This window comes from Nocardiopsis listeri, from assembly GCF_020741345.1.
GTDB classification, from domain to species: Bacteria; Actinomycetota; Actinomycetes; order Streptosporangiales; family Streptosporangiaceae; genus Nocardiopsis; species Nocardiopsis listeri_A.
Map to the genome: position 1 here is coordinate 71437 of NZ_DYZD01000053.1, position 12286 is coordinate 83722.

Below are 12286 nucleotides of genomic sequence, written 5' to 3' on the forward strand. Positions count from 1 at the left end.
CGCAGGTGACTCCGGAGCGGTGAACACAGAAAAGGGGGGCACCGGCACGTTCGAGCCGACGTGCCGGTGCCCCCACCGACCTGCGGAGAAGGGCCTCACTCTTCCGGGCCCACCTCGACCAGTTCGGGGTGGACGCTCTGCGGGTCGTCCAGGATCGGTTGCTCGCCGCCACGCAGGTGGTGGTCGAAGAACCCGGTGGAGTAATCGCGTGTCAGTCGCACACCGTGCTCGGGCTCCAGATCACCGAACTGTGCCCTCCACTGCTCCGGGGTGAGCAGGTCGCGCAGGCCCGACCGGTCCATGATCACGCCCCTGTCCAGTGCGTTGGAGTGGCCCGAGTCGGTGACGCGGATCCACTGCCGCCAACCGGTCAGACCCTCCCAACGCTCCTCCCACCCCTCCCAGGAGTTGCCCTGGTCGTTGGTGAGCAGCGCCAGAGGCCGGTCGATCTCACCTCCCAACTGGGAGCCGTAGTAAGGCCCGTCCAGGTTGATCCCGGCGGCCACCCGATCCTCGTCTAACAGGCTCTGGGCGACCGCGCTGCCACCCCAGGAGTGACCGACCATGCCCACGGCCTTGGTGTCCAGGGATGGAGACCATTCCAGTGCCTGGCCGTTTTCCAGCTCGTCGAGCAGGAAGGAGACGTCGGCGGCGCGGGTGCGAGCGCCCAGTTCCCAGTCCTGGGCCAGGCAGCCGGTGCACTCCTCGACCAGCCCGTCGGGGAACTCCACCGGGGCGGCCTCGTGCCGGTGGTCGATCCCCGCCACCGCGAATCCGTGCGAGGCCAACTCCGTGGCGAGCGAGGACGCCCACACCCTGGAGAGCCCGGCACCGGGGGAGAACAGCACCAGCGGCAGACCGGCCTCGCCGATGGGGGCGGTTCCCGGCGAGGTGTGCGTGTCCACCTGGATGAGCGACTCGGCGGGAAGGTCGTCCAGTTCGAGTTCGGCCAGTGTCGCCTCGGCCTCCGCCTCGGTCAGATAGGGCGCCCGCTCTCCGGTGTCGGCCTCGGTCGGGTACCACATCGTCACCATGAGTTCCCGGTCGCCGCCGACCCACGGATCCTCGCGTTCATCGTCCACCAGGTGGAATCGAGTGCCGCCCACCGCGTACTCGCCGGTGGGTCGGGGCAGAGCCACCCGGGGAGGCGTCGGGTGCTCTTCCTCGGCGCCGGTCAGTGCGGCGTCCTCCACGCCGCAGGCGGTCACGGTGACCAGGCAGAGCGCCCCGGCCAGGGCGCCGATCGTTCGTAGGGGGAGTGGCATGCGATCCGTCCCTCGTGTCGACTCCGTTTCCCGTCAACGCTAGGGATTCGGAGCCGCTCCGCACGAGAGGGCAGGCCGGAGAAGCGGTCGAGGGCGTGCCTCACCCACCGAGGTAAGGCACGCCCTACCCTGGCCGCCCACACCTGCGATGATCGGGCCGCTCTCAGATGTCGGTCTCCACCAACAGCACCTCCAGGGTGCGCGGGCCGTGCACGCCCTCCACCCGGTTGAGTTCGATGTCGCTGGTCGCCGAGGGGCCACTGATCCAGGTGAGGGGGCGGGACGGATTCAACCGGCGCACCCCCGCCGGGACCCCGTCGACCACCTGGTCGGCCCGGACCACGCACAGGTGGTAGTCGGGGACCAGGGTCAACGCCCGGCGGCCCTGATCGGGGCCCGCGTCCAGGACGATGGTGCCCGTCTCGGCGATGGCCACCGCGCAACCGGTCACCACCCCGTCGATGGCGTCCAGGTCGGCCGCCGACAACGGGGCGTCGGGCCGATCTTCCACACACTCCACCGAAACCCCGACCGACCACTCCGGCGGCAAACCGGGCGGGACCGCCACACGAGCCGCGCCGCGCCGTTCCAACGCCGCCGCGATCCGAACCGGAAGTTCTTCCTCCGCCACCCGCTCCACCAACGCCTTGTAGTCCAACAAGCGGTCCACCAACACCTCCAGGGCGTCCCCCTCGAAGTGCCCGTCGGCGTAGGAGCGAGACGGACGACGCTCCACCGGCTCGTCGGCGGGCACGTCGGCCAACGCCGCGCGAACCCGCGCCAGCACACGTTCACGGGAGCCGCCCATCACCGGCCCTCCTCTCGTTCGTTCCACCATTTACGGAAGGAGTCCTTGGGGATGTGGGGGATGTCCCGGGTGTCGGTCCACTCGCCCGCGAGCCCCGGCAGGTGCCGGGGCACCGCGCCGCGCATCGCACCGGCCGCGCGCTGGACCGCCTCCAACGCCTTCGAGGAGCCGAACACCGCCTCGGCCCCCGCCATCATGGCCTTCTCGCCCAGGGGGGCATCGGTGGACACCACCTGTTCGCGCAGGTGCACCAACACCTCGGGGATGTCGATGGCCACCGGGCACACGTCGTAACAGGCCCCGCACAGCGACGACGCGTACGGCAGCGCACGGTCCACCTCCGAGGACATCCCGCGCAGCTGTGGGCTGAGGATCGCACCGATCGGCCCCGGGTAGACCGAACCGTAGGCGTGACCGCCGGTGCGTTCGTAGACCGGGCAGATGTTCAGACACGCCGAACACCGGATGCAGCGCAGCGCCTGGCGTCCCACGGTGTCGGCGAGCACGTCGGTGCGACCGTTGTCCAACAGCACCAGGTGGAAGTCCTGAGGCCCGTCCCCGGGCGTCACACCGGTCCAGGTCGAGGTGTAGGGGTTCATCCGCTCACCCGTGGAGGAACGCGGCAGCAACTGCATGAACACCTCGAGGTCGGACCACGTGGGCACGATCTTCTCGATGCCCACCACCGATATGAGCGTCTCCGGCATGGTCAGACACATGCGCCCGTTGCCCTCCGACTCCAGGACCACGAGCGTGCCGGTGTCGGCCACCGCGAAGTTGGCGCCCGACACCGCCACCTTCGCGCGCAGGAACAACTCCCGAAGGTGGACTCGGGCGGCCTCGGCCAGCGCCCGCGGGTCGTCGGTCAGGCCCTCCGGCGCGGGAACGCCCCATTCGGCCATCTTGTCCAGGAAGATCTCCCGGATCTGGGCACGGCCCAGGTGGATGGCCGGCACCAGGATGTGGGAGGGCAGGTCCTTGCCCAACTGCACGATCAGCTCGGCAAGGTCGGTCTCGTAGGCGGTGATGCCCGCCGCCTCCAGGGCGTTGTTGAGCTCGATCTCCTGGGTGGCCATCGACTTGACCTTGACCACCTCGGACTCACCGGTCCGCTTCACCAGGCGGGTGACGATCGCGTTGGCCTCGGCGGCATCGGACGCCCAGTGAACGGTGCCGCCCGCGCGTTGGACCGACTCCTCCAACTTCTCCAGGTAGTGGTCCAGGTGGCGCAGGGTGTGGGTCTTGACCGCCTCGCCCTCGGCGCGCAGGCGCTGCCAGTCGTCGCCCAGCTCGCCGACGACGGCGTCGCGTTTGCCTCGGATGGTGTGCGTGGCCTTGTGCAGGTTGTGCCGGGTGCGTGAGTCCTCCACGGCGCTACGGGCCGCTTCGGGGAAGGGCGGCATGCCCAGGAACGTCGCACTGCTCATAGGGTCGCGTGCTCCTTCTCCGTGCTCGCCAGGATCTCCGCGATGTGGGCGATCCGCATGCCCGACCGCTGTCGCGACAGCGTCCCGCCGATGTGCATCAGACACGAGTTGTCCACCGCGCACAGCACCTCTGCGCCGGTCTCCACCGCGTGGCGCGCCTTGTCGAAGCCCATCGCGGCGGACACGTCGCCGTTCTTGACCGAGAACGTGCCGCCGAACCCGCAGCACTCGGTGGCCCCGGGCAGTTCCAACAACTCAAGGCCGCGCACCGAGCGCAGTAGTCGGTAGGGCCGGTCTCCCAGACCCAGGAACCGCAGCCCGTGACAGGTGGGGTGGTAGACCACCTTGTGCGGGTAGTACGCGCCCACGTCGGTCACCTGGAGCACGTCCACGAGGAACTCGGTGAGGTCGTACACGCGAGGTCCCAGGTCGGCCATCCTCCGGGACAGCCGGCTGCCGATCCGGCCCAGTTTCGGGTAGTGGTCCCGCACCATGGCCGCGCACGAGGCGGACGGGACCACGACGGCGTCGGCCCTCTCGAAGGTCTGGGCGAAGCGCACCGCGAGGCGGGCCGCGGGCCGTCGGTAGCCGGTGTTGTAGTGCATCTGTCCGCAGCAGGTCTGGCCGGCGGGGAAGACCACTTCGTGACCCAGCCGCTCCAGCAACCGCACGACCGCGCGGCCGGTGTCGGGAAAGAGTGTGTCGTTGACGCAGGTGATGAACAACGCGATCCGCATGTGCCTCCTTCGTGCCCCCATCGGTCCCACTCGATGATGATGCGGGGCTCGACGCCGACGGGGCGCTCGACGCGCCGCGTGAACGGTACGCCGAGTGGTCCGACCACTGTGCAGCAACTTGATGCCGTGGGCAAGGGGTCGAAAAGCCGAGCGGGTAGGATGCTCGCGTGTTCACAGCGACGAATATGGGAGAGCGGCGTGGGTGACGGGGTGCGCACACCGGTCGCACAGCGGACGGTCGAGCAGATCAAGGCGATGATCTCGGCGGGAGAGGTAGGACCTCAACAGCGGTTGCCCACGGAACGCGACCTTTCGGCCCGCTTCGGTGTCTCCCGTGGCTCGGTGCGCGAGGCCATTCGCATCCTCACCACCCTCGGCGTCCTGGAGGTCCGCCATGGCGCGGGCGTGTACGTCACCGCCCTGCGTCCCGACGACCTCCTGGAGGCCTTCGGGGTGCTCTCAGAGGTCTCTCCCGATCCCACCCTGCTGGAGGTATTGCAGGTACGACGGATGATCGAACCCGCCGCCACCGCCATCGCCGCCGCCCGTGCCGGCGATGAGGACCTGGACCACATCGGCGAGATGCTGGATCGGCTGGAGGACACCGACCGCTCCGCCGAGCCGGGCGACTCCGGCGCCTTCGATCTCGGCTTCCACCGCAGGATCGTGGCATGCGCCGGCAACGCCACCCTGTCCGCGGTGCACGCCGGGCTCTCCTCGCCCACCCTCAATGAACGGGTCTGGGCCGGTCACGACGCGGAAGGGGTCGCCCGGGACCTGCACGAGGACCATCGGCGTATCCTGGAGGCCCTTCGCGATCGCGACCCCGAGGCCGCGCGGGCGACGGCGACCGCCCACGTCCTGCGAGTGGAACGCTGGCTGCGCGCCCACCTGCGCTCCGTGAATCCCTCACCCGTAGGCGGCCCCGAGGGCTGAGGGCCTTGGTGGAGCCGCGAGCTCCACGGCGGGACGCCGTACGGGTGCTCACCCCTCCAAACGGCGCTCCACGCGTTCGGCGTACTGCTCGGCGCGCAGTAGGCGTGCCGTCTCCTCACGGCTTCGTGCGGGTGGGTTCTCGTCCTCGGTTCCGGTGGCCTGATCAGGAACCTCCTGGCGCGTCTCGGCGTCTATACCGAGTACCTCGTGGTCATCGATCTCCTCGATGCGGTAGTCGTTCGGATGCTCCTCCAGGTACTCCGCCACGGCGGTGTCCTGGCCCGGATCTCCTACGTCCATCTCGGCGTCGACGTCGTCGATGTCCTCGTCGTCCCCGCCGAGTTCTCCGGTCGTGTTCGCGGATTCCGTCACAGGCGGCCCCCTCGCCTCGGTTCCTATGTCGATCATGCCCGTTTCCGCCGGTGGACACCAGTGGGCCGAGTATCGAGGGCGACGAGGGTCAAACGGGGTGCAGTGCGCGACGGTAGGATTTTTCGTCGCCTGTCCGACATGCAAGAGACGGAGTTCCCCTCCTAGTGACCGTACGCGAACGGGTCCGATCCCTGGTCGACGCATCCTGGTTCCAGGGTGGAGTCATCACCCTCATCCTGATCAACGCCGTCATCCTCGGCTTCGAGACGTCCAAATCGGTGATGAAGGTACACGGTGACCTGCTCACCGGCATCGACAGAATGATCCTGACCCTCTTCGTCATCGAGTTGGCCCTGCGGATATTCGCGCACCGCAAGGACTTCCTGCGTGACGCCTGGGGCTGGTTCGACGTGATCATCATCGGTATCGCGCTGATGCCGGCCACCGGCCCGTTCGCGGTATTGCGTGTGCTCAGGGTCCTGCGTGTCCTGCGGCTGTTGTCGGTGATACCGACCCTGCGCCACGTGGTGGCGGGCCTCTTCCGTGCTCTGCCCGGCATGGCCTCCATCATGGTGCTGGTGGCGCTGCTGCTCTACGTGTCGGCGGTGATGGCCACCAAGCTCTTCGGTGACGACTCTCCCCGCTACTTCGGTGACCTGTGGACCTCCCTGTTCACCCTCTTCCAGATCTTCACCGCGGACGGTTGGGGGAACATCGCCCAGGAGGTCATGAAGACCCAACCCCTGGCCTGGGTCTTCTTCGTGGTCTTCGTGCTGGTTTCCACGCTCATCGCTCTCAATCTGTTCATCGCCGTTGCCGTGGAGGCGCTCGACAAGGCGGGGATCGAGGAGCGCGAGGCCGGTGGCGGTGGCGAGCCCGGACAGAGCGCGAGGGGTCCCGACGGCGATCCCTCGGGCGGTCCCGACGAGGGCCAGCGCCAGATCCTCTCCGAACTGCGCTCCCTACGCGAGGAGATCGCCCACCTGCGCGAGCGGCAGACCGACCAGAGCGGTGACCGCAGTCCCGTCTGACCTGCGCCACCCGCATGGTCCACGGTGCCGACACCTTTCGTGGGAGGGTAGGGACACAGCCACCGATCATGGGCGCGGCGCGTGGGCCGGGCGACCGTGGACCCGCGCGCCCACCCGGAGCATGGACGACGAGGAGTCACCGGATGTCTGCCAGCACACCCCTGCCGTCAACCGAGGGCACCGGCGGTCACGCCGGCACTCCGCTGGACCGCAGGGACGAGTGGGTCCGCCTGCGTGAGCACCGTGACGGGTTCGGCGACACCCATCTGCGCGGGCTCTTCGCCGACGACCCGAAGCGGGCCGAGCGTTACGGCCTCGACGTCGGTTCGCTGCACGTCGACTACTCCAAGAACCTGGTCACCGACCGGACCCTGGGGCTGCTGTCCGACCTGGCCGCCGCCACCGGGGTGACCGGACTGCGCGACGCCATGCTGGGCGGTGAGCACATCAACCTCACCGAGGACCGTGCCGTCCTGCACACCGCTCTGCGCGCGCCCCGAGGGCAGGTCGTCCGAGCCGACGGCCAGGACGTGGTTCCCGAGGTGCACGAGGTCCTGGACAAGATGGCGGGCTTCGCCGAGAAGGTGCGCTCGCGCACCTGGCTCGGCCACACCGGCAGGCCGGTGACCCGCGTGGTCAACATCGGTATCGGCGGATCCGACCTGGGCCCGGCCATGGCCTACGAGGCGCTTCGCCCCTACACCGACCGCGGTCTGGAGTTCCGGTTCGTCTCCAACGTGGACGGCACCGACCTGAACGAGGCGCTCATCGACGCCGACCCCGAACGCACCCTCTTCGTGGTGGCGTCCAAGACCTTCACCACGATCGAGACCATCACCAACGCCTCCGTCGCCCGCGATTGGCTGCTCGATGGGCTCGGTGCCGGCGACGATGCGATCGCCCGCCACTTCGTGGCCGTGTCCACCAACGCCGAAGAGGTCGCGAAGTTCGGCATCGACACCGCCAACATGTTCGAGTTCTGGGACTGGGTGGGCGGCCGCTACTCCTACGACTCCGCCATCGGCCTGTCCCTCATGGTGGCGATCGGACCGGAGTCCTTCCGGGAGATGCTCGCCGGGTTCCACCTCATGGACACCCACTTCGCCACCGCGCCCGTCGAACGCAATCTGCCGTTCCTGCTCGGGCTCCTCGGTGTCTGGTACGGCGGCTTCTTCGACGCCCAGTCGCACGCCGTGCTGCCCTACAGCCACCACATGTCGCGTTTCCCCGCCTACCTGCAACAGCTCGACATGGAGTCGAACGGCAAGTCGGTCCAGCGCGATGGGCGGCCCGTCACCTGGCAGACCGGTCCCGTGGTGTGGGGCACCCCCGGCACCAACGGCCAGCACGCCTACTTCCAGCTGCTGCACCAGGGCACCCGCTTCGTTCCGGCCGACCTGATCGGTTTCGCCCGACCGGCCCCCGACCTGGCCGAGTCGCTGGTGCCCCAACACGACCTGCTGATGGCCAACCTGTTCGCGCAGGGTCAGGCCCTGGCCTTCGGGCGCACAGAGGAGGAGGTCGCAGCCGAGGGGGTGAGCCCCGAACTGGTGCCGCACCGTTCCTTCCCGGGCAACCGGCCCACCACCACGATCCTGGCCGAACGGCTCGACCCCTCCACTCTGGGTCAGCTCGTCGCCCTCTACGAGCACAAGGTGTTCGTGCAGGGCGCGGTGTGGAACATCAACTCCTTCGACCAGTGGGGGGTCCAGCTCGGCAAGGTCCTGGCCAAGAAGGTGGAGCCCGCGCTCACCGAGGGGGCCCAGGTGCCCGGCCTGGACGCCTCGACCGAGGCGCTGGTCCGCCGCTACCGGGATCTGCGAGGCCGCTGACGGCCGAACGGTCGAATCACCGAACGAACCAGCTCATGGCGGGTCGGGTCGGGCATTTCCGAAAAACGGGTGCCCGGCCCGTCCGCTTCCGGCGCGGACACTGGAAACCCTCACGACCCCTGGTGCACACTCTGTGTGGTGATGCAGTCACTCGTAGAGAGCGGGGGCGGGGGTACATGACCACGCCGATGGACGTGCCCGAGTCGTCCCAGCACGCCGACCCGGAAGCCGTCGCGGCGGGCGCCGAGGGCGCCGCCGGCAGATCCCTGCGCCAGATCGCCTGGCGACGCTTCCGTAAGGACAAGGTCGGCATGGCCGGCGGAGTCATCGTCATCCTGCTCATCCTCATCGCGCTGTTCGCGCCGTTGCTCACCGCCTGGTTCGGTCACCCGCCCAACCAGTTCGACCAGGGGCTCGTCGACCCGCTCACCGGTGGTGTACTGCGCGATCCCGACGACACCGCCCAAGGGCTCGACCCCTGGGGCGGTATCAGCGCCGAACACCTTCTGGGGGTCGAACCCGTCAACGGGCGCGACCTGTTCAGCCGCATCGTCTACGGCGCTCGGACCTCATTGCTGGTCGCCACCGTCGCCACCGTGGTGTGCGTGGTCATCGGGACCGTCCTCGGCATCCTCGCCGGCTACTTCGGCGGTTGGGTCGACACCGTCATCAGCCGCACCATGGACATCTTCCTCGCCTTCCCGCTGCTGCTGTTCGCCATCGCCCTGGTCGGCGTCATCCCCGACGGTGCCTTCGGCCTGGAAGGCAACTACCTGCGCATCGGCGTCCTGGTGTTCATCATCGGGTTCTTCAACTGGCCCTACATCGGCCGCATCGTGCGCGGACAGACCCTCACCCTCAAGGAACGCGAGTTCGTGGAGGCCTCCCGCAGCCTCGGAGCCGGCAACACCCACATCGTCTTCCGTGAGATCCTGCCCAACCTCATCACCCCGATCCTCGTCTACTCCACCCTGCTGATCCCCACCAACATCCTCTTCGAAGCGGCCCTGAGCTTCCTGGGGGTGGGTATCAACCCGCCCATGGCGACCTGGGGCGGCATGTTGGAGAACGCGTTGCGCTTCTACACCACATCACCGCACTTCGTGATCGTCCCGGGTCTGGCCATCTTCATCACCGTCCTGGCGTTCAACCTCTTCGGTGATGGTCTGCGCGACGCCTTCGACCCGCGTTCCTCCGACTGAAAGACCCCGTCTATGGTCATTACGGTCGGTACCGACCCACTCACGAGGACGTGCGCCGCACGCCACCACCACCGAATCCCACCAGGAGGCAAGGTGACCACCCATCACTTCACGCGTCAGGGGCCGCTCCGGCGGTCCGGCGTGCTCCGACGAATCATGGCGCCCGCCGCGGCCGGCACCGCCCTGGCCCTGGCCCTGACCGCCTGTGGCGGTGCGGGCGGGGGAGGCGGGGCGGGAGAGTCCGACGCCGAGTTCAACGAGGGCGAGACCACCGTCGTCAACCCGTCCGACGAGACCGGCGGAACCCTGCGCTACGCCATCTCCGCCGACTTCGACTCACCGGATCCGGGCAACACCTACTACGCGTACGTCTGGAACTTCTCTCGCTACTACGCTCGAACCCTGCTGACCTACACCGAAGCCCCCGGCGAACAGGGCGTGGAGCTACAGCCAGACCTCGCCGAGGAGCTGCCCGAGGGCAACGAGGACTCCACGGAGTGGACGGTCCGCCTCAAGGAGGGCCTGCGCTTCGAGGACGGCTCGGAGATCACCGCCCAGGACGTCAAGTACGCCATCGCGCGCAGCAACTTCGGTGACCAGGCGCTCCCCAACGGCCCCAAGTACTTCCAGGACCTGCTCGCCGACAGCGACGACTACGAGGGCCCCTACGCCAATGAGGACGACCCGCTCGAAGGGTTCGACGGGATCGAGACCCCGGACGACCACACCCTGATCTTCCACCTGAACACGAGCTTCTCGGAGTTCCCGTACGTGCTCATCCAGCCGCAGACCGCGCCGGTTCCGGCCGACGCCGACCGTGGTGAGCAGTACCAGAGCAACGTGGTCTCCTCCGGTCCGTACAAGTTCGACGGCGAGTACCGGCCCGGTGCGTCCCTGAACCTGGTGCGCAATGAGGAGTGGGACCCCGAAACCGACCCGATCCGCAAGGCGCTGCCCGACCGGGTCGAGGTGCAGCTGGGTGTGGACCAGAACGAGATCGACCAGCGTCTGGTCAACGGCGAGCTCGACGTCGACCTGGGAGGCACCGGTGTGGGCCCGGCCATGAAGGGCACCCTGATCACCGACGAGGCCGAGCGCCACAACATCGACAACCCGCAGACCAGCACCCTGCGCTACGTCAACATCAACACCGTCATCGAACCCCTGAACGACCCCGCCTGCCGCGAGGCCATCATGTACGCGGCGGACCGGGACGCCCTGCAGCGTGCCTGGGGCGGCGACACCGGCGGTGACATCGCCACCCAGATCATGCCCACGTCGCTGCCCGGGGCGGACCCGAGCATCGACCTGTACCCGTCCGAGGACGACAAGGGCGACCTGGAGATGGCGCAGGAGAAGCTGGAGGAGTGCGGGCAGCCCGACGGGTTCTCCACCTCCATCGGCGCCCGCGCCGACCGCCCCTCCGACGTGAGCACCGCCGAGGCGCTCCAGCAGGCGCTGGCCCGGGTGAACATCGAGACGGAGATCAAGCAGTACCCGTCCGACACCTTCACCAACACGCAGGCGGGTTCCCCGGACTTCGTGCACGACAACGACCTGGGGCTGACCGTCTACGGCTGGGCGCCCGACTGGGCCAGCGGTTACGGCTTCATGAGCAAGATCCTGGACGGTGACGCCATCCAGGCTGCGGGCAACTCCAACATCTCCGAGCTGGACGACGACCAGATCAACGACTGGTTCGACGAGGTCGTCTCCGAGGAGGACCCCGACGCCAGGGCCTCGATCTACACCCAGATCGACGAACGTGCCATGGAGCAGGCCGCGGTCCTGCCGGCGGTGTTCGAACGCACGGTGCTGTACCGTCCGGCCAACCTGACCAACGTGTACTACCACCCGGGTTACAGCATGTACGACTACATGAGCCTGGGCACCACCAACACCGACTGACCGGTGTGAGGGATCCGAGGGCGGCGGTCTCCTTGAGGGGGCGCCGCCCTCGGCGTGTCGGGGCGCCCCGCGTACACGCCGGTCACTAGACGTGATCGCCTGTTTTCCGTGGGCTACGGTTTGGCTTCGGGGTGGAGTCACCGTCGCCCCGGACCCGGGCCCCGGGGCCATGGTTCCGACGATAGAGAGCTCGCGCCATGTTGACCTACATCCTGCGCCGACTGGGCGCCGGTCTGTTGCTCCTGGCCGTGGTCACCATGGTCACCTTCGCCATCTTCTACGTGGTGCCGCGATGGGCGGGCCGCACCACCGAACAACTCGCCACCATGTACGTGGGTCGGGCTCCCACACCCGAGGCGATCCAGGCCACCATCGAGCGACTGGGGCTGGACCAACCGATCGCGGTGCAGTTCGGCGAGTTCGTCCGCGGAATCTTCTTCGGAGCCCGGTACCGGTTCGGCGGTGACACCATCGAGTGCGCCGCCCCCTGCTTCGGCTATTCCTTCCAGACCTACCAGGAGGTCTTCCCCGAGGTCCTGGCCCGGCTCCCGGTGACCGCGTCACTGGCCCTGGGCGCCGGCATCATCTGGCTGGTCGGCGGGATCGCGGTGGGCGTGATCTCCGCGGTGTGGAAGGGCAGCCTCTTCGACCGGCTGGCGATGGCGGTGGCCCTGGCGGGGGTTTCACTGCCGATCTTCTTCACCGGTCTGCTCGCCCTGGCCTTCCTCGTGCATTCCTGGGGCCTGTTCGGAACCCCCGGATACGTTC

10 protein-coding genes and 1 pseudogene are annotated in these 12286 nt (G+C 68.3%); 6 read left to right on the forward strand and 5 right to left on the reverse strand.

Features of this window, described 5'->3' with window-relative positions:
• Window positions 1-95 precede the first annotated feature (95 nt).
• The 4 genes from K8V84_RS03305 to K8V84_RS03320 form a co-directional block, all read right to left on the reverse strand.
• Window positions 96-1265: an acetylhydrolase gene (locus tag K8V84_RS03305; protein WP_304070174.1), complete on the reverse strand. Its 1170-nt coding sequence runs from the start codon at window positions 1263-1265 to the stop codon at window positions 96-98.
• A 163-nt stretch (window positions 1266-1428) separates the two neighbouring features.
• Window positions 1429-2073 carry a lactate utilization protein C gene (locus tag K8V84_RS03310; protein ID WP_304070177.1) on the reverse strand — a complete coding sequence of 215 codons (645 nt, stop codon included), beginning with the start codon at window positions 2071-2073 and terminating at the stop codon, window positions 1429-1431.
• Window positions 2073-3500 (reverse strand): lactate utilization protein B, encoded by a 1428-nt coding sequence (locus K8V84_RS03315; RefSeq protein WP_304070178.1) that lies wholly within the window; start codon window positions 3498-3500, stop codon window positions 2073-2075. The genes K8V84_RS03310 and K8V84_RS03315 overlap by 1 nt, the downstream gene beginning before the upstream one ends.
• The gene (locus K8V84_RS03320; RefSeq protein ID WP_304070181.1) at window positions 3497-4237 is read right to left on the reverse strand and encodes a (Fe-S)-binding protein; all 741 of its coding nucleotides are present in this window, start codon (window positions 4235-4237) and stop codon (window positions 3497-3499) included. The genes K8V84_RS03315 and K8V84_RS03320 overlap by 4 nt, the downstream gene beginning before the upstream one ends.
• Window positions 4238-4396: 159 nt before the next feature.
• On the opposite strand from K8V84_RS03320, the gene K8V84_RS03325 reads away from it, so the two are divergent.
• Entirely contained in the window at window positions 4397-5173 is a 777-nt protein-coding gene (locus K8V84_RS03325) for a FadR/GntR family transcriptional regulator (RefSeq protein ID WP_304070183.1), read from the forward strand.
• Window positions 5174-5221: 48 nt separating this feature from the next.
• Here K8V84_RS03325 and K8V84_RS03330 read toward each other — a convergent pair whose 3' ends face one another.
• Entirely contained in the window at window positions 5222-5545 is a 324-nt protein-coding gene (locus tag K8V84_RS03330) for a hypothetical protein (RefSeq protein WP_304070184.1), read from the reverse strand.
• A 164-nt stretch (window positions 5546-5709) separates the two neighbouring features.
• Here K8V84_RS03330 and K8V84_RS03335 point away from each other — a divergent pair, with 164 nt between their 5' ends.
• From K8V84_RS03335 to K8V84_RS03355, 5 genes and pseudogenes are all read left to right on the forward strand, one after another.
• Window positions 5710-6576 (forward strand): ion transporter, encoded by an 867-nt coding sequence (locus K8V84_RS03335; protein WP_304070187.1) that lies wholly within the window; start codon window positions 5710-5712, stop codon window positions 6574-6576.
• Between the two features lie 143 nt (window positions 6577-6719).
• Complete coding sequence (pgi, locus tag K8V84_RS03340; protein ID WP_304070190.1) at window positions 6720-8408, forward strand: glucose-6-phosphate isomerase; 1689 nt, start codon at window positions 6720-6722, stop codon at window positions 8406-8408.
• A 176-nt stretch (window positions 8409-8584) separates the two neighbouring features.
• Window positions 8585-9610, forward strand: a complete 1026-nt coding sequence (locus K8V84_RS03345; RefSeq protein WP_304070192.1) for an ABC transporter permease — start codon at window positions 8585-8587, stop codon at window positions 9608-9610.
• A 93-nt stretch (window positions 9611-9703) separates the two neighbouring features.
• Entirely contained in the window at window positions 9704-11518 is a 1815-nt protein-coding gene (locus tag K8V84_RS03350) for an ABC transporter substrate-binding protein (RefSeq protein WP_304070195.1), read from the forward strand.
• A gap of 197 nt (window positions 11519-11715) precedes the next feature.
• Window positions 11716-12286: pseudogene (locus tag K8V84_RS03355) on the forward strand (ABC transporter permease); the annotation flags it as partial.